This window comes from Staphylococcus sp. EG-SA-18, from assembly GCF_017151825.1.
Classification (GTDB): Bacteria; Bacillota; Bacilli; order Staphylococcales; family Staphylococcaceae; genus Staphylococcus; species Staphylococcus aureus.
Genome location: NZ_JACYVY010000017.1, coordinates 22,062 through 39,250, shown reverse-complemented (window position 1 = coordinate 39,250; position 17,189 = coordinate 22,062). Strand labels below are relative to the sequence as shown.

The window sequence follows — 17,189 nt, the reverse complement described above, 5'->3', positions numbered from 1 at the left end:
TTTTTTTATGTCTAAAACATCAAAATAAAAAGCAAACACAAAGAAAAATGGCTTGGCGAAGTGAAAACGTTTGAATCTGACGAAACGAGAAAAGAGCGCAACGAGTTTAGTAGAGCTAAATGAGTAAGCGAGAGCCGAAGGAGAGGAAAGAAGCAAGCGATTGTCACAAGTCAAGAAAGGTTCTTAGCGACGATGGTATCCAACTTACGTTCCGCTAGAGTAGAACGTTGCCAGGCAAAAATGGATGCGATGAGCCGCATTGAGACCGTGAGGTCTCTTTTTTTATGTCTAAAACATCAAAATAAAAAGCAAACACAAAGAAAAATGGCTTGGCGAAGTGAAAACGTTTGAATCTGACGAAACGAGAAAAGAGCGCAACGAGTTTAGTAGAGCTAAATGAGTAAGTGAGAGCCGAAAAAGAGGAAAGAAGCAAGCAATTGTCACAAGTCAAGAAAGGTCTTTAGCGACGATGGTATCCAACTTACGTTCCGCTAGAGTAGAACGTTGCTAGGCAAGAAATGGATGCGATGAGCCGCATTGAGTTTTGGAAATGATATTTTAATAATGTGCACTTTTGATTGTTTAAATCTGTGACTAGAAGTATAAGTGAAGACATTCAGAAGTATTATAAAAAGTGAACAGCAGTAAGATAGTTTTTAATCATAAATCATCTTACTGCTGTTTTTAGGTTTTATGTCTAATATTTTTTAAATCGAAATACAAAAAGGAAATTAATTATTATACAATAGACAAGCTATTGCATAAGTAACACTAACTTTTGTCAAAGAAGTGTTACTATATAATTAATACTTTTGAAAGTAACTAATTCCAAAACAGTGTAAATAAAGGAAGCGTATATCATGAAGCAACCTATTTTAAATAAATTAGAAAGTTTAAATCAAGAAGAAGCGATTTCTTTGCATGTTCCGGGTCATAAAAATATGACTATCGGTCATTTATCTCAATTATCAATGACAATGGATAAAACTGAAATACCTGGATTAGATGATTTACATCATCCTGAAGAAGTCATTTTGGAAAGTATGAAGCAGGTGGAGAAACATTCAGATTATGATGCTTATTTCTTAGTGAATGGCACCACTTCAGGAATATTATCTGTCATCCAGTCTTTTTCACAGAAAAAAGGCGATATCTTAATGGCAAGAAATGTACATAAATCTGTATTACATGCGCTCGATATTAGCCAACAAGAAGGGCATTTTATTGAAACGCATCAAAGTCCGTTAACGAATCATTATAATAAAGTTAATTTAAGCCGTTTGAATAATGACGGTCACAAACTTGCTGTGTTGACTTATCCTAACTATTACGGTGAAACATTTAATGTAGAAGAGGTTATCAAATCTTTGCACCAATTAAATATTCCTGTACTCATTGACGAAGCACACGGCGCGCACTTTGGATTGCAAGGATTTCCAGATTCTACATTAAATTATCAAGCTGACTATGTTGTTCAATCTTTTCATAAAACGTTACCAGCTTTAACGATGGGCTCGGTACTTTATATTCATAAAAATGCACCTTATAGAGAAACTATTATAGAATATCTAAGCTACTTCCAAACATCTAGTCCTTCGTATTTGATTATGGCTAGTTTAGAGTCAGCTGCCGAGTTCTATAAAACATATGATAGTACCGTGTTTTTTGATAAGAGAGCGCAATTAATCGAATGTTTGGAGAAGAAGGGTTTTGAAATGCTTCAAGTTGATGATCCGTTGAAGTTGCTGATAAAATATGAAGGTTTTACAGGTCATGATATTCAAAATTGGTTTATGAATGCACATATCTATTTAGAATTAGCGGACGACTATCAAGTATTAGCGGTATTGCCGTTATGGCATCATGATGATACGTATTTATTTGATTCGCTTTTACGTAAAATTGAAGATATGATTTTACCGAAAAAATCAGTTTCTAAAGTTAAACAAACACAACTTTTAACAACTGAAGGTAACTATAAACCAAAACGCTTTGAATATGTTACTTGGTGTGATTTGAAAAAGGCAAAAGGTAAAGTTCTGGCGCGACATATTGTCCCGTATCCGCCAGGGATTCCTATTATTTTCAAAGGAGAAACAATAACTGAAAATATGATAGAATTAGTAAATGAATATCTGGAAACTGGAATGATAGTTGAAGGAATTAAAAATAATAAAATTTTAGTTGAGGATGAATAAAATGTCAGCTTTTATAACTTTTGAGGGCCCAGAAGGCTCTGGAAAAACAACTGTAATTAATAAAGTTTACCATAGATTAGTAAAAGATTATGATGTCATTATGACAAGAGAACCGGGCGGCGTTCCTACTGGTGAAGAAATACGTAAAATTGTATTAGAAGGCAATGATATGGACATTAGAACTGAAGCAATGTTATTTGCTGCATCTAGAAGAGAACATCTTGTATTAAAGGTCATACCAGCTTTAAAAGAAGGTAAGGTTGTGTTGTGTGATCGCTATATCGATAGTTCATTAGCTTATCAAGGTTATGCTAGAGGGATTGGCGTTGAAGAAGTAAGAGCATTAAACGAATTTGCAATAAATGGATTATATCCAGACTTGACGATTTATTTGAATGTTAGTGCTGAAGTAGGCCGCGAACGTATTATTAAAAATTCAAGAGATCAAAATAGATTAGATCAAGAAGATTTAAAGTTTCACGAAAAAGTAATTGAAGGTTACCAAGAAATCATTCATAATGAATCACAACGGTTCAAAAGCGTTAATGCAGATCAACCTCTTGAAAATGTTGTTGAAGACACGTATCAAACTATCATCAAATATTTAGAAAAGATATGATATAATTGTTAGAAGAGGTGTTATAAAATGAAAATGATTATAGCGATCGTACAAGATCAAGATAGTCAGGAACTTGCAGATCAACTTGTTAAAAATAACTTTAGAGCAACAAAATTGGCAACAACAGGTGGGTTTTTAAGAGCAGGTAATACAACATTCTTATGTGGTGTCAATGATGACCGTGTAGATGAAATATTGTCTGTGATTAATCAAACGTGTGGTAATAGAGAACAGTTGGTTTCACCTATTACACCTATGGGAGGCAGTGCGGATTCGTACATTCCATATCCAGTTGAAGTTGAAGTTGGCGGTGCTACTGTATTTGTTATGCCAGTTGATGCATTCCATCAATTTTAATTCTATAATACAATCATCAATTAGAGATACTTAAAATAGTGTATTAATAAGTTATTAACAATTTTGGGTTGCTTGACTGCGACTAGTTCAGATGCCAATAGATTTGATTTTTGTGGTTCTAAAAATAATCACAAATCATGGTCGCTATTGTTGCAGTAATTAGTTGCTCTTTGGCAACCTTTTTATATAAAAGCAAAAGGGAGTTTGTAATGAATGGATGAACAGCAACAATTGACGAATGCATATCATTCAAATAAATTATCGCATGCCTATTTATTTGAAGGTGATGATGCACAAACGATGAAACAAGTTGCGATTAATTTTGCAAAGCTTATTTTATGTCAAACAGATAGTCAATGTGAAACAAAGGTTAGTACATATAATCATCCAGACTTTATGTATATATCAACAACTGAGAATGCAATTAAGAAAGAACAAGTTGAACAACTTGTGCGTCATATGAATCAACTTCCTATAGAAAGCACAAATAAAGTGTACATCATTGAAGACTTTGAAAAGTTAACTGTTCAAGGGGAAAACAGTATCTTGAAATTTCTTGAAGAACCACCGGACAATACGATTGCTATTTTATTGTCTACAAAACCTGAGCAAATTTTAGACACAATCCATTCAAGGTGTCAGCATGTATATTTCAAGCCTATTGATAAAGAAAAGTTTATAAATAGATTAGTTGAACAAGACATGTCTAAGCCAGTAGCTGAAATGATTAGTACTTATACTACGCAAATAGATAATGCAATGGCTTTAAATGAAGAATTTGATTTATTAGCATTAAGGAAATCAGTTATACGTTGGTGTGAATTGTTGCTTACTAATAAGCCAATGGCACTTATAGGTATTATTGATTTATTGAAACAGGCTAAAAATAAAAAACTGCAATCTTTAACTATTGCAGCTGTGAATGGTTTCTTCGAAGATATCATACATACAAAGGTAAATGTAGAGGATAAACAAATATATAGTGATTTAAAAAATGATATTGATCAATATGCGCAAAAGTTGTCGTTTAATCAATTAATTTTGATGTTTGATCAACTGACGGAAGCACATAAGAAATTGAATCAAAATGTAAATCCAACGCTTGTATTTGAACAAATCGTAATTAAGGGTGTGAGTTAGATGCCAAATGTAATAGGTGTTCAGTTTCAAAAAGCGGGAAAATTAGAATATTATACACCTAATGATATACAAGTAGATATAGATGACTGGGTAGTTGTCGAATCTAAAAGAGGCATAGAGATAGGTATTGTTAAAAATCCATTAATGGATATTGCTGAAGAGGATGTTGTGTTACCTCTTAAAAATATTATTCGCGTTGCTGATGACAAAGATATTGATAAATTTAATTGTAATGAACGAGATGCTGAAAATGCATTAATACTATGTAAAGACATTGTAAGAGAACAAGGTTTGGACATGCGTTTAGTCAATTGCGAATATACATTAGATAAATCGAAAGTTATTTTTAATTTTACGGCGGATGATCGTATTGATTTTAGAAAATTAGTAAAAATATTAGCGCAACATTTAAAAACACGTATCGAGTTGAGACAAATTGGTGTAAGGGATGAAGCCAAATTGCTTGGCGGTATCGGACCTTGTGGTAGGTCGTTATGTTGTTCTACATTTTTAGGAGATTTTGAACCAGTATCGATTAAGATGGCTAAGGATCAAAATTTATCATTAAATCCAACTAAAATTTCTGGTGCATGTGGTCGTTTGATGTGTTGTTTAAAATATGAAAATGACTATTATGAGGAAGTACGTGCACAATTACCTGATATTGGTGAAGCAATTGAAACGCCTGATGGTAACGGGAAAGTAGTTGCTTTAAATATATTAGACATTTCTATGCAGGTGAAGCTTGAGGGACATGAACAGCCACTTGAATATAAATTAGAAGAAATAGAAACTATGCATTAAGGAGGCATTATTACATTTGGATCGCAATGAAATATTTGAAAAAATAATGCGTTTAGAAATGAATGTCAATCAACTTTCAAAGGAAACATCAGAATTAAAGGCACTTGCAGTTGAATTAGTAGAAGAAAATGTAGCGCTTCAACTTGAAAATGATAATTTGAAAAAGGTGTTGGGCAATGATGAACCAACTACTATTGATACTGCGAATTCAAAACCAGCAAAAGCTGTGAAAAAGCCATTACCAAGTAAAGATAATTTGGCTATATTGTATGGAGAAGGATTTCATATTTGTAAAGGCGAATTATTTGGAAAACATCGACATGGTGAAGATTGTCTGTTCTGTTTAGAAGTTTTAAGTGATTAATCAAGCACACTCAAATAGTGTTATAATTATAAATGAATATGGTTTGGATAAGTCTGAGACAATGCATGTTTCAGGCTTTAATTGTGTATAAAGTTTTGGTGATTGCATAAGAGATGGCGGTACTAAATGTTATTATTAAGTGTGCACGCAGTATCATTAGTTATAAAATGTAGCTGTTAAAAGTCAAAAATACATCGAATGTAGTTAGTCATATAATATAAAAAGAGATTTCAATTACTCAATAGAAAAAGGTTGTCTTCATAGGAGTTAAAAATGTTAAAAGAGAATGAACGATTTGATCAACTAATCAAAGAAGATTTTAGTATTATTCAAAATGATGATGTTTTTTCGTTTTCAACGGATGCTTTGTTGTTAGGGCATTTTACAAAACCTAGAACAAAAGATATTGTGTTGGACTTATGTTCAGGCAATGGGGTGATACCGTTGTTATTGTTTGCGAAACATCCACGACATATAGAAGGTGTTGAGATTCAAAAAACACTTGTCGATATGGCGCGACGCACATTTCAATTCAATGATGTTGATGAATATATAACAATGCATCACATGGATTTGAAAAACGTTACTAAAGTATTTAAACCTTCACAATATACTTTAGTAACGTGTAATCCACCTTATTTTAAAGAGAATCAGCAACACCAACATCAAAAAGAAGCACATAAGATAGCGAGACATGAGATTATGTGTACACTTGAAGATTGCATGATTGCAGCCCGTCATTTATTAAAAGAAGGTGGCAGGCTAAACATGGTACATCGTGCAGAGAGACTAATGGATGTCTTGTTTGAAATGAGAAAAGTGAATATTGAACCTAAGAAAGTCGTTTTTATATATAGTAAAGTAGGGAAATCAGCACAAACGATAGTAGTAGAAGGTCGAAAAGGTGGAAATCAAGGTTTAGAAATCATGCCCCCATTTTATATTTATAATGAAGATGGTAATTATAGCGAAGAAATGAAGGAAGTATATTATGGATAGTCATTTTGTATATATTGTAAAATGTAGTGATGGAAGTTTATATACAGGATACGCTAAAGACGTTAATGCACGTGTTGAAAAACATAACCGAGGTCAAGGAGCCAAATATACGAAAGTAAGACGTCCGGTGCATTTAGTTTATCAAGAAATGTATGAGACAAAGTCTGAAGCATTGAAGCGTGAATATGAAATTAAAACTTATACCAGACAAAAGAAATTGCGATTAATTAAGGAGCGATAGTATGGCTGTATTATATTTAGTGGGCACACCAATTGGTAATTTAGCAGATATTACTTATAGAGCAGTTGATGTATTGAAACGTGTTGATATGATTGCTTGTGAAGACACTAGAGTAACTAGTAAGCTGTGTAATCATTATGATATTCCAACTCCATTAAAGTCATATCACGAACATAACAAGGATAAGCAGACTGCTTTTATCATTGAACAGTTAGAATTAGGTCTTGACGTTGCGCTCGTATCTGATGCTGGATTGCCCTTAATTAGTGATCCTGGATACGAATTAGTAGTGGCAGCCAGAGAAGCTAATATTAAAGTAGAGACTGTGCCTGGACCTAATGCTGGGCTGACGGCTTTGATGGCTAGTGGATTACCTTCATATGTATATACATTTTTAGGATTTTTGCCACGAAAAGAGAAAGAAAAAAGTGCTGTATTAGAGCAACGTATGCATGAAAATAGCACATTAATTATATACGAATCACCGCATCGTGTGACAGATACATTAAAAACAATTGCAAAGATAGATGCAACACGACAAGTATCACTAGGGCGTGAATTGACTAAGAAGTTCGAACAAATTGTAACTGATGATGTAACACAATTACAAGCATTGATTCAGCAAGGCGATGTACCATTGAAAGGCGAATTCGTTATCTTGATTGAGGGTGCTAAAGCGAACAATGAGATATCGTGGTTTGATGATTTATCTATCAATGAGCATGTTGATCATTATATTCAAACTTCACAGATGAAACCAAAACAAGCTATTAAAAAAGTTGCTGAAGAACGACAACTTAAAACGAATGAAGTATATAATATTTATCATCAAATAAGTTAATCACTTTATCGATTATATGAAATTTTAAACGATTTTATAAACGCAAGCTGTAATTTTAAATGGTAAGTTATCATTTTGTATTGATACTGATAAAATGATGTTGACTATGATAAAAAAATGATGACATCGACGTTTTTTAATGTAAAATAAATACATTGAAAGTAATAAATACCTTAACATTGAATAAGATGAAAATGAGATGACGAGATAAATGTTCGCGTCCGTTGAAATGCATAGAAATCTTAGATATTATTTGAAGTGAGACATTACGAGGAGGAACAGTTATGGCTAAAGAAACATTTTATATAACAACCCCAATATACTATCCTAGTGGGAATTTACATATAGGACATGCATATTCTACAGTGGCTGGAGATGTTATTGCAAGATATAAGAGAATGCAAGGATATGATGTTCGTTATTTGACTGGAACGGATGAACACGGTCAAAAAATTCAAGAAAAAGCTCAAAAAGCTGGTAAGACAGAAATTGAATATTTGGATGAGATGATTGCTGGAATTAAACAATTGTGGGCTAAGCTTGAAATTTCAAATGATGATTTTATCAGAACAACTGAAGAACGTCATAAACATGTCGTTGAGCAAGTGTTTGAACGTTTATTAAAGCAAGGTGATATCTATTTAGGTGAATATGAAGGTTGGTATTCTGTTCCGGATGAAACATACTATACAGAGTCACAATTAGTAGACCCACAATACGAAAACGGTAAAATTATTGGTGGCAAAAGTCCAGATTCTGGACACGAAGTTGAACTAGTTAAAGAAGAAAGTTATTTCTTTAATATTAGTAAATATACAGACCGTCTATTAGAATTCTATGACCAAAACCCAGATTTTATACAACCACCATCAAGAAAAAATGAAATGATTAACAACTTCATTAAACCAGGACTTGCTGATTTGGCTGTTTCTCGTACATCATTTAATTGGGGTGTCCATGTTCCGTCTAATCCAAAACATGTTGTTTATGTTTGGATTGATGCGTTAGTTAACTATATTTCAGCATTAGGCTATTTATCAGATGATGAGTCACTATTTAACAAATACTGGCCAGCAGATATTCATTTAATGGCTAAGGAAATTGTGCGATTCCACTCAATTATTTGGCCTATTTTATTGATGGCATTAGACTTACCGTTACCTAAAAAAGTCTTTGCACATGGTTGGATTTTGATGAAAGATGGAAAAATGAGTAAATCTAAAGGTAATGTCGTAGACCCTAATATTTTAATTGATCGCTATGGTTTAGATGCTACACGTTATTATCTAATGCGTGAATTACCATTTGGTTCAGATGGCGTATTTACACCTGAAGCATTTGTTGAGCGTACAAATTTCGATCTAGCAAATGACTTAGGTAACTTAGTAAACCGTACGATTTCTATGGTTAATAAGTACTTTGATGGCGAATTACCAGCGTATCAAGGTCCACTTCATGAATTAGATGAAGAAATGGAAGCTATGGCTTTAGAAACAGTGAAAAGCTACACTGAAAGCATGGAAAGTTTGCAATTTTCTGTGGCATTATCTACGGTATGGAAGTTTATAAGTAGAACGAATAAGTATATTGACGAAACAACGCCTTGGGTATTAGCTAAGGACGATAGCCAAAAAGATATGTTAGGCAATGTAATGGCTCACTTAGTTGAAAATATTCGTTATGCAGCTGTATTATTACGTCCATTCTTAACACATGCGCCGAAAGAGATTTTTGAACAATTGAACATTAACAATCCTCAATTTATGGAATTTAGTAGTTTAGAGCAATATGGTGTGCTTACTGAGTCAATTATGGTTACTGGGCAACCTAAACCTATTTTCCCAAGATTGGATAGCGAAGCGGAAATTGCATATATCAAAGAATCAATGCAACCGCCTGCTACTGAAGAGGAAAAAGAAGAGATTCCTAGCAAACCTCAAATTGATATTAAAGACTTTGATAAAGTTGAAATTAAGGCAGCAACGATTATTAATGCTGAACATGTTAAGAAGTCAGATAAGCTTTTAAAAATTCAAGTAGACTTAGATTCTGAACAAAGACAAATTGTATCAGGAATTGCCAAATTCTATACACCAGATGATATTATTGGTAAAAAAGTAGCAGTTGTTACTAACCTGAAACCAGCTAAATTAATGGGACAAAAATCTGAAGGTATGATATTATCTGCTGAAAAAGATGGTGTATTAACCTTAGTAAGTTTACCAAGTGCAATTCCAAATGGTGCAGTGATTAAATAACTGTATTTTTAAAAATTAGGAGAGATAATTATGTTAATCGATACACATGTCCATTTAAATGATGAGCAATACGATGATGATTTGAGTGAAGTGATTACACGTGCTAGAGAAGCAGGTGTTGATCGTATGTTTGTAGTTGGTTTTAACAAATCGACAATTGAACGCGCGATGAAATTAATCGATGAGTATGATTTTTTATATGGCATTATCGGTTGGCATCCAGTTGATGCAATTGATTTTACAGAAGAACACCTGGAATGGATTGAATCTTTGGCTCAGCATCCAAAAGTGATTGGTATTGGTGAAATGGGATTAGATTATCACTGGGATAAATCTCCTGCAGATGTTCAAAAGGAAGTTTTTAGAAAGCAAATTGCTTTAGCTAAGCGTTTGAAGTTACCAATTATCATTCATAACCGTGAAGCAACTCAAGACTGTATCGATATCTTATTGGAGGAGCATGCTGAAGAGGTAGGCGGGATTATGCATAGCTTTAGTGGTTCTCCAGAAATTGCAGATATTGTAACTAATAAGCTGAATTTTTATATTTCATTAGGAGGACCTGTGACATTTAAAAATGCTAAACAGCCTAAAGAAGTTGCTAAGCATGTGTCAATGGAGCGTTTGCTAGTTGAAACCGATGCACCGTATCTTTCGCCACATCCGTATAGAGGGAAGCGAAATGAACCGGCGAGAGTAACTTTAGTAGCTGAACAAATTGCTGAATTAAAAGGCTTATCTTATGAAGAAGTGTGCGAACAAACAACTAAAAATGCAGAGAAATTGTTTAATTTAAATTCATAAAGTTAAAAGTGAGAAAGATCACCGCCATAAATGTAAACGATGCTATATTCGTTTAATATCCTATGGTTCTTTCTCACTTTTTTAAATTAAAATATCGTGCATGTGGAATACGTGCGATAGAGATGGTTAGAGCTTTGAAATTAAGAATTGTAGGAAGGCGTTTTAAATGAAAATCAATGAGTTTATAGTTGTAGAAGGACGAGATGATACTGAGCGTGTTAAACGAGCTGTTGAATGTGATACGATTGAAACGAATGGTAGTGCCATCAACGAACAAACTTTAGAAGTAATTAGAAATGCTCAACAAAGTCGAGGCGTTATTGTATTAACAGATCCAGATTTCCCAGGAGATAAAATTAGAAGTACAATTACTGAACATGTCAAAGGTGTTAAACATGCGTATATTGATAGAGAAAAAGCTAAAAATAAAAAAGGGAAAATTGGTGTTGAACATGCCGACTTAATTGATATTAAAGAAGCGTTAATGCATGTTAGTTCACCCTTTGATGAAGCTTATGAATCAATTGATAAATCTGTGCTAATAGAGTTGGGGTTAATCGTTGGGAAAGATGCAAGGCGCCGTAGAGAAATTTTAAGTAGAAAATTGCGAATCGGCCATTCCAATGGTAAGCAGTTATTGAAAAAGTTAAATGCATTTGGTTATACCGAAGCGGATGTAAGGCAAGCTTTAGAAGATGAATGAGGAAGTGAAAATGTTGGATAATAAAGATATTGCAACACCATCAAGAACGCGAGCGTTGTTAGATAAATATGGCTTTAATTTTAAAAAAAGTTTAGGACAGAACTTTTTGATAGATGTGAATATCATTAATAATATCATTGATGCAAGTGATATTGATGCACAAACTGGGGTGATTGAAATTGGTCCAGGCATGGGGTCATTGACAGAACAATTGGCTAGACATGCTAAAAGAGTATTGGCATTTGAAATTGATCAACGTTTAATACCTGTATTAAATGATACACTATCACCTTATGATAATGTGACGGTGATTAATGAAGATATTTTAAAAACGAATATTAAAGAAGCTGTTGAAAATCATTTACAAGATTGCGAAAAAATAATGGTTGTTGCAAACCTGCCGTACTATATTACGACGCCAATTTTATTAAATTTAATGCAACAAGATATACCAATTGATGGCTACGTGGTGATGATGCAAAAAGAAGTGGGCGAACGCTTAAATGCTGAAGTAGGTTCAAAAGCATATGGTTCGTTATCAATTGTCGTACAATACTATACAGAGACTAGTAAAGTATTAACGGTACCTAAATCTGTATTTATGCCACCACCTAATGTTGATTCAATAGTTGTAAAACTGATGCAGAGAACTGAACCGTTAGTAACAGTAGATAACGAGGAAGCATTCTTTAAGTTAGCAAAAGCAGCATTTGCACAAAGAAGAAAGACAATTAACAATAACTATCAAAATTATTTTAAAGATGGTAAACAACACAAAGAAGTGATTTTACAATGGTTGGAACAAGCAGGTATTGATCCAAGACGTCGCGGTGAAACGCTATCTATTCAAGATTTTGCTAAATTGTATGAAGAAAAGAAAAAATTCCCTCAATTAGAAAATTAAATGATTGACAAAGCAAAGCACTATTGTTAAAATTTAAATTTTGTTTGACGAAAACGCTGCAAATATGGTATTATGTAACTTGTAGCGAGGTGGAGCAATATGCCAAAATCAATTTTGGACATCAAAAATTCTATTGATTGTCATGTAGGAAATCGTATTGTACTGAAAGCCAATGGAGGCCGTAAGAAAACAATAAAACGTTCTGGAATTTTAAAAGAAACATATCCGTCAGTTTTCATTGTTGAGTTAGATCAAGACAAACACAACTTTGAGAGAGTATCTTATACATACACTGATGTGTTAACTGAAAATGTTCAAGTTTCATTTGAAGAGGATAATCATCACGAATCAATTGCACACTAAATAAGACATATAGAGATGTTAGACGTTTCTTAGTATAAGAAGTAAATATTATGATAATTATTTGAGTGTTGGGCGTTATGTTCAATACTCTTTTTATTTACAAAATGTTTAACACTGATGTTTCGCTTATAGATTTTTCAGTAAATGGATACTTGTATTTATAAACACAAATACAAGTAAATACTAAGTAATTAGATGGAGAAAATTACTTTTTTATTAAAAAAACACTAAAAAACAAATTAAAATGTCAAATATTAATTCTCTTTATGTTAAAATCATCATATTAAGATAACGAAAAGAGGGCGGAAAATGATATATGAAACGGCACCAGCCAAAATTAATTTTACGCTCGATACACTTTTTAAAAGAAATGATGGCTATCATGAGATTGAAATGATAATGACAACAGTTGATTTAAATGATCGTTTAACTTTTCATAAAAGAAAAGATCGAAAGATAGTTGTTGAGATTGAACATAATTATGTGCCTTCTAATCATAAAAATCTCGCATATCGTGCAGCGCAACTATTTATTGAGCAATATCAACTAAAGCAAGGTGTAACAATTTCTATCGATAAAGAAATACCTGTTTCTGCTGGCTTAGCTGGAGGTTCGGCTGATGCAGCAGCAACGTTAAGAGGATTGAATCGACTTTTTGATATAGGGGCGAGTTTGGAAGAATTGGCTCTACTAGGCAGTAAAATCGGGACAGATATTCCGTTTTGTATTTATAATAAAACTGCACTATGTACTGGAAGAGGAGAGAAAATCGAGTTTTTAAATAAACCACCTTCAGCTTGGGTGATTCTTGCTAAACCAAACTTAGGCATATCATCACCAGATATATTTAAGTTGATCAATTTAGATAAGCGTTACGACGTACATACGAAAATGTGTTATGAGGCCTTAGAAAATCGAGATTATCAACAATTATGTCAAAGTTTGTCTAATCGATTAGAGCCAATTTCTGTTTCAAAACACCCACAAATCGATAAATTAAAAAATAATATGTTGAAAAGTGGTGCAGATGGTGCGTTAATGAGTGGAAGCGGACCGACTGTGTATGGGCTAGCACGAAAAGAAAGCCAAGCAAAAAATATTTATAATGCAGTTAACGGTTGTTGTAATGAAGTGTACTTAGTTAGACTATTAGGATAGAAGGGTTGAAAAGATGAGATATAAACGAAGCGAGAGAATTGTTTTTATGACGCAATATTTGATGAACCATCCGAATAAATTGATTCCATTAACTTTTTTTGTGAAAAAATTTAAACAGGCGAAGTCTTCAATAAGTGAAGATGTCCAAATTATAAAAAATACATTCCAAAAAGAAAAGTTAGGTACAGTAATTACTACTGCTGGCGCAAGTGGTGGTGTTACGTATAAACCAATGATGAGTAAAGAAGAGGCGACTGAAGTTGTTAATGAGGTCATTACTCTATTAGAAGAGAAAGAACGTTTGTTACCTGGCGGGTATTTATTTTTATCAGATTTGGTAGGTAATCCATCGCTACTAAACAAAGTTGGTAAGTTAATTGCCAGTATTTACATGGAAGAAAAATTAGATGCTGTTGTTACCATTGCGACAAAAGGTATTTCATTGGCAAATGCGGTTGCTAATATTTTAAATTTACCAGTAGTAGTGATTAGAAAAGACAACAAGGTGACTGAAGGTTCTACAGTTTCAATTAATTACGTTTCAGGATCTTCAAGAAAAATAGAGACAATGGTACTTTCGAAGAGAACTTTAGCAGAAAATTCAAATGTTTTAGTTGTCGATGATTTTATGAGGGCTGGTGGCTCTATTAATGGTGTTATGAATTTAATGAATGAGTTTAAAGCCCATGTAAAAGGGGTATCAGTACTTGTAGAATCAAAAGAAGTTAAACAAAGATTGATTGAAGATTATACTTCCTTAGTGAAATTATCTGATGTAGATGAATATAATCAAGAGTTTAACGTAGAACCTGGCAACAGTTTATCTAAGTTTTCATAAAAGGAGTTTTAGTATTATGAAAATCATTAACACAACAAGATTACCGGAAGCACTTGGACCATATTCGCATGCAACAGTTGTGAATGGTATGGTTTATACTTCTGGTCAGATTCCATTGAATGTTGATGGGGAAATCGTAAGCGCTGATGTTCAAGCACAGACAAAACAAGTTTTAGAAAATTTAAAGGTTGTTTTGGAAGAAGCAGGATCTGATTTGAATTCTGTTGCGAAAGCGACCATTTTCATTAAAGATATGAATGATTTCCAAAAAATAAATGAAGTGTATGGTCAATATTTTAATGAACACAAGCCAGCGCGTAGTTGTGTAGAGGTTGCGCGTTTGCCAAAAGATGTGAAAGTAGAAATTGAATTAGTAAGTAAAATTAAGGAATTATAATTTTCGATTAATATGTTTAATCAAGCTTCTAAATAAAACAGAGAGATATATACTATAGGGGGGCTCACTACATGAAAGTGACAGATGTAAGACTTAGAAAAATACAAACAGATGGACGAATGAAAGCACTCGTTTCCATTACATTAGATGAAGCTTTCGTAATTCATGATTTACGTGTAATTGAAGGAAACTCTGGCTTGTTCGTTGCAATGCCAAGTAAACGTACACCAGATGGTGAATTCCGCGACATCGCGCATCCTATTAATTCAGATATGAGACAAGAAATTCAAGATGCAGTGATGAAAGTATATGATGAAACAGATGAAGTAGTACCAGATAAAAACGCTACATCAGAAGATTCAGAAGAAGCTTAATCAATTTTATATTTAGCGATGTAATACATTTGCAATAAGTTGATTTGATACTGTCGATAAAGCATAAAGCTTTGTCGGCAGTTTTTTTAGTTTGTATTAATGTTTTTTTATTTTTAATGAAAGGCTAATAAATATATACGTTAACAGATTATGATGATATGAAAATTATTGATTCATTGCTGATAAAAATTGTGTTTGAATGATGCTCGTATTTTTGAAGTAAGAAAAAAGTTGTTTTTAAAATTACAACGAATTAAAAACAATGCCTTTTATATGTTGAAAGAGTATTGCAGATTAAATTATAATAATGACGAAGTGTAAAATTTAATGGGGGTTAATGTTCATGCGAAGACACGCGATAATTTTGGCAGCAGGTAAAGGCACAAGAATGAAATCTAAAAAGTATAAAGTGCTACACGAGGTTGCTGGGAAACCTATGGTCGAACATGTATTGGAAAGTGTGAAAGGCTCTGGTGTCGATCAAGTTGTAACCATCGTAGGACATGGTGCTGAAAGTGTAAAAGGACATTTAGGCGAGCGTTCTTTATACAGTTTTCAAGAGGAACAACTCGGTACTGCGCATGCAGTGCAAATGGCGAAATCACACTTAGAAGACAAGGAAGGTACGACGATCGTTGTATGTGGTGACACACCGCTCATCACAAAGGAAACATTAGAAACATTGATTGCGCATCATGAGGATGCTAATGCTCAAGCAACTGTATTATCTGCATCGATTCAACAACCATATGGATACGGAAGAATCGTTCGAAATGCGTCAGGTCGTTTAGAACGCATAGTTGAAGAGAAAGATGCAACGCAAGCTGAAAAGGATATTAATGAAATTAGTTCAGGTATTTTTGCGTTTAATAATAAAACGTTGTTTGAAAAATTAACACAAGTGAAAAATGATAATGCGCAAGGTGAATATTACCTCCCTGATGTATTGTCGTTAATTTTAAATGATGGCGGCATCGTAGAAGTCTATCGTACCAATGATGTTGAAGAAATCATGGGTGTAAATGATCGTGTAATGCTTAGTCAGGCTGAGAAGGCGATGCAACGTCGTACGAATCATTATCACATGCTAAATGGTGTGACAATCATCGATCCTGACAGCACTTATATTGGTCCAGACGTTACAATTGGTAGTGATACAGTCATTGAACCAGGCGTACGAATTAATGGTCGTACAGAAATTGGCGAAGATGTTGTTATTGGTCAGTACTCTGAAATTAACAATAGTACGATTGAAAATGGTGCATGTATTCAACAGTCTGTTGTTAATGATGCTAGCGTAGGAGCGAATACTAAGGTCGGACCGTTTGCGCAATTGAGACCAGGCGCGCAATTAGGTGCAGATGTTAAGGTTGGAAATTTTGTAGAAATTAAAAAAGCAGATCTTAAAGATGGTGCCAAGGTTTCACATTTAAGTTATATTGGCGATGCTGTAATTGGTGAACGTACTAATATTGGTTGCGGAACGATTACAGTTAACTATGATGGTGAAAATAAATTTAAAACTATCGTCGGCAAAGATTCATTTGTAGGTTGCAATGTTAATTTAGTAGCACCTGTAACAATTGGTGATGATGTATTGGTGGCAGCTGGTTCCACAATCACAGATGACGTACCAAATGACAGTTTAGCTGTGGCAAGAGCAAGACAAACAACAAAAGAAGGATATAGGAAATAATCATTTACGTATTTAAAATGACTAGGATAAAAGGATAATCCTATGTAATATTAATGTAATCTTTATGATTTAATGATTCACATAGTAATGGAGTTACATTTTATATATAATAGTAATTGCGTAAGTAAATA

Annotated in this window: 20 protein-coding genes; all 20 read left to right on the top strand. The window is 33.5% G+C overall.

Annotated elements, in window-relative coordinates; genetic code table 11:
- The first annotated feature begins 860 nt into the window (after positions 1 to 860).
- The 20 genes from IDG66_RS05800 (at position 861) to glmU (ending at position 17,058) form a co-directional block, all read left to right on the top strand.
- The gene (locus tag IDG66_RS05800; RefSeq protein ID WP_000812834.1) at positions 861 to 2,198 is read left to right on the top strand and encodes an aminotransferase class V-fold PLP-dependent enzyme; all 1,338 of its coding nucleotides are present in this window, start codon (positions 861 to 863) and stop codon (positions 2,196 to 2,198) included.
- 1 nt (position 2,199) lies between these two features.
- Complete coding sequence (tmk, locus tag IDG66_RS05795; protein ID WP_001272131.1) at positions 2,200 to 2,817, top strand: dTMP kinase; 618 nt, start codon at positions 2,200 to 2,202, stop codon at positions 2,815 to 2,817.
- Between the two features lie 27 nt (positions 2,818 to 2,844).
- Complete coding sequence (locus IDG66_RS05790; RefSeq protein ID WP_000781979.1) at positions 2,845 to 3,174, top strand: cyclic-di-AMP receptor; 330 nt, start codon at positions 2,845 to 2,847, stop codon at positions 3,172 to 3,174.
- 213 nt (positions 3,175 to 3,387) lie between these two features.
- Positions 3,388 to 4,314 (top strand): DNA polymerase III subunit delta' C-terminal domain-containing protein, encoded by a 927-nt coding sequence (locus IDG66_RS05785; RefSeq protein ID WP_000344330.1) that lies wholly within the window; start codon positions 3,388 to 3,390, stop codon positions 4,312 to 4,314.
- Positions 4,315 to 5,118 carry a PSP1 domain-containing protein gene (locus IDG66_RS05780; RefSeq protein ID WP_001134193.1) on the top strand — a complete coding sequence of 268 codons (804 nt, stop codon included), beginning with the start codon at positions 4,315 to 4,317 and terminating at the stop codon, positions 5,116 to 5,118.
- 16 nt (positions 5,119 to 5,134) lie between these two features.
- A complete protein-coding gene (gene yabA, locus IDG66_RS05775) occupies positions 5,135 to 5,482 on the top strand; it encodes a DNA replication initiation control protein YabA (protein ID WP_000375686.1) in 348 nt (115 codons plus the stop codon).
- A gap of 273 nt (positions 5,483 to 5,755) precedes the next feature.
- Positions 5,756 to 6,481, top strand: a complete 726-nt coding sequence (locus tag IDG66_RS05770; RefSeq protein WP_000910684.1) for a tRNA1(Val) (adenine(37)-N6)-methyltransferase — start codon at positions 5,756 to 5,758, stop codon at positions 6,479 to 6,481.
- Positions 6,474 to 6,722 (top strand): GIY-YIG nuclease family protein, encoded by a 249-nt coding sequence (locus IDG66_RS05765; protein ID WP_000377064.1) that lies wholly within the window; start codon positions 6,474 to 6,476, stop codon positions 6,720 to 6,722. Before IDG66_RS05770 ends, IDG66_RS05765 begins: the two co-directional genes overlap by 8 nt.
- Before the next feature lies 1 nt (position 6,723).
- Positions 6,724 to 7,563, top strand: coding sequence for a 16S rRNA (cytidine(1402)-2'-O)-methyltransferase (gene rsmI, locus IDG66_RS05760; RefSeq protein ID WP_000279926.1), 840 nt, complete (start codon positions 6,724 to 6,726; stop codon positions 7,561 to 7,563).
- A gap of 284 nt (positions 7,564 to 7,847) precedes the next feature.
- The gene (gene metG / locus IDG66_RS05755; RefSeq protein WP_001051130.1) at positions 7,848 to 9,821 is read left to right on the top strand and encodes a methionine--tRNA ligase; all 1,974 of its coding nucleotides are present in this window, start codon (positions 7,848 to 7,850) and stop codon (positions 9,819 to 9,821) included.
- A gap of 30 nt (positions 9,822 to 9,851) precedes the next feature.
- Entirely contained in the window at positions 9,852 to 10,625 is a 774-nt protein-coding gene (locus IDG66_RS05750) for a TatD family hydrolase (RefSeq protein ID WP_000904312.1), read from the top strand.
- A gap of 166 nt (positions 10,626 to 10,791) precedes the next feature.
- Positions 10,792 to 11,328 carry a ribonuclease M5 gene (rnmV, locus tag IDG66_RS05745; RefSeq protein ID WP_000700080.1) on the top strand — a complete coding sequence of 179 codons (537 nt, stop codon included), beginning with the start codon at positions 10,792 to 10,794 and terminating at the stop codon, positions 11,326 to 11,328.
- A 10-nt stretch (positions 11,329 to 11,338) separates the two neighbouring features.
- Complete coding sequence (rsmA, locus tag IDG66_RS05740) at positions 11,339 to 12,232, top strand: 16S rRNA (adenine(1518)-N(6)/adenine(1519)-N(6))-dimethyltransferase RsmA (RefSeq protein WP_078102264.1); 894 nt, start codon at positions 11,339 to 11,341, stop codon at positions 12,230 to 12,232.
- Between the two features lie 99 nt (positions 12,233 to 12,331).
- Positions 12,332 to 12,595 (top strand): biofilm formation stimulator Veg, encoded by a 264-nt coding sequence (veg, locus tag IDG66_RS05735; RefSeq protein ID WP_001126664.1) that lies wholly within the window; start codon positions 12,332 to 12,334, stop codon positions 12,593 to 12,595.
- Positions 12,596 to 12,904: 309 nt separating this feature from the next.
- Positions 12,905 to 13,753, top strand: a complete 849-nt coding sequence (ispE, locus tag IDG66_RS05730; RefSeq protein ID WP_000638870.1) for a 4-(cytidine 5'-diphospho)-2-C-methyl-D-erythritol kinase — start codon at positions 12,905 to 12,907, stop codon at positions 13,751 to 13,753.
- Positions 13,754 to 13,766: 13 nt separating this feature from the next.
- The gene (gene purR / locus IDG66_RS05725; protein ID WP_001269643.1) at positions 13,767 to 14,591 is read left to right on the top strand and encodes a pur operon repressor; all 825 of its coding nucleotides are present in this window, start codon (positions 13,767 to 13,769) and stop codon (positions 14,589 to 14,591) included.
- A gap of 16 nt (positions 14,592 to 14,607) precedes the next feature.
- Positions 14,608 to 14,988 carry a RidA family protein gene (locus IDG66_RS05720; protein WP_000691767.1) on the top strand — a complete coding sequence of 127 codons (381 nt, stop codon included), beginning with the start codon at positions 14,608 to 14,610 and terminating at the stop codon, positions 14,986 to 14,988.
- 71 nt (positions 14,989 to 15,059) lie between these two features.
- Positions 15,060 to 15,362 (top strand): septation regulator SpoVG, encoded by a 303-nt coding sequence (spoVG, locus tag IDG66_RS05715; protein ID WP_000868999.1) that lies wholly within the window; start codon positions 15,060 to 15,062, stop codon positions 15,360 to 15,362.
- A 189-nt stretch (positions 15,363 to 15,551) separates the two neighbouring features.
- On the top strand, positions 15,552 to 15,683 hold the full coding sequence (locus IDG66_RS05710; protein WP_031835052.1) for a hypothetical protein: 132 nt from the start codon (positions 15,552 to 15,554) through the stop codon (positions 15,681 to 15,683).
- A gap of 22 nt (positions 15,684 to 15,705) precedes the next feature.
- Entirely contained in the window at positions 15,706 to 17,058 is a 1,353-nt protein-coding gene (glmU, locus tag IDG66_RS05705) for a bifunctional UDP-N-acetylglucosamine diphosphorylase/glucosamine-1-phosphate N-acetyltransferase GlmU (protein ID WP_001252529.1), read from the top strand.
- Positions 17,059 to 17,189 lie beyond the last annotated feature (131 nt).

Excerpts from the sequence above, each read along its gene's own strand:
- IDG66_RS05800 (WP_000812834.1), top strand. The coding sequence starts at position 861 with ATGAAGCAACCTATTTTAAATAAATTAGAAAGTTTAAATCAAGAAGAA.
- tmk (WP_001272131.1), top strand. The coding sequence starts at position 2,200 with ATGTCAGCTTTTATAACTTTTGAGGGCCCAGAAGGCTCTGGAAAAACA.
- IDG66_RS05790 (WP_000781979.1), top strand. The coding sequence starts at position 2,845 with ATGAAAATGATTATAGCGATCGTACAAGATCAAGATAGTCAGGAACTT.
- IDG66_RS05785 (WP_000344330.1), top strand. The coding sequence starts at position 3,388 with ATGGATGAACAGCAACAATTGACGAATGCATATCATTCAAATAAATTA.
- IDG66_RS05780 (WP_001134193.1), top strand. The coding sequence starts at position 4,315 with ATGCCAAATGTAATAGGTGTTCAGTTTCAAAAAGCGGGAAAATTAGAA.
- IDG66_RS05770 (WP_000910684.1), top strand. The coding sequence starts at position 5,756 with ATGTTAAAAGAGAATGAACGATTTGATCAACTAATCAAAGAAGATTTT.
- IDG66_RS05765 (WP_000377064.1), top strand. The coding sequence starts at position 6,474 with ATGGATAGTCATTTTGTATATATTGTAAAATGTAGTGATGGAAGTTTA.
- rsmI (WP_000279926.1), top strand. The coding sequence starts at position 6,724 with ATGGCTGTATTATATTTAGTGGGCACACCAATTGGTAATTTAGCAGAT.
- metG (WP_001051130.1), top strand. The coding sequence starts at position 7,848 with ATGGCTAAAGAAACATTTTATATAACAACCCCAATATACTATCCTAGT.
- IDG66_RS05750 (WP_000904312.1), top strand. The coding sequence starts at position 9,852 with ATGTTAATCGATACACATGTCCATTTAAATGATGAGCAATACGATGAT.
- rnmV (WP_000700080.1), top strand. The coding sequence starts at position 10,792 with ATGAAAATCAATGAGTTTATAGTTGTAGAAGGACGAGATGATACTGAG.
- rsmA (WP_078102264.1), top strand. The coding sequence starts at position 11,339 with ATGTTGGATAATAAAGATATTGCAACACCATCAAGAACGCGAGCGTTG.
- veg (WP_001126664.1), top strand. The coding sequence starts at position 12,332 with ATGCCAAAATCAATTTTGGACATCAAAAATTCTATTGATTGTCATGTA.
- ispE (WP_000638870.1), top strand. The coding sequence starts at position 12,905 with ATGATATATGAAACGGCACCAGCCAAAATTAATTTTACGCTCGATACA.
- purR (WP_001269643.1), top strand. The coding sequence starts at position 13,767 with ATGAGATATAAACGAAGCGAGAGAATTGTTTTTATGACGCAATATTTG.
- IDG66_RS05720 (WP_000691767.1), top strand. The coding sequence starts at position 14,608 with ATGAAAATCATTAACACAACAAGATTACCGGAAGCACTTGGACCATAT.
- spoVG (WP_000868999.1), top strand. The coding sequence starts at position 15,060 with ATGAAAGTGACAGATGTAAGACTTAGAAAAATACAAACAGATGGACGA.
- glmU (WP_001252529.1), top strand. The coding sequence starts at position 15,706 with ATGCGAAGACACGCGATAATTTTGGCAGCAGGTAAAGGCACAAGAATG.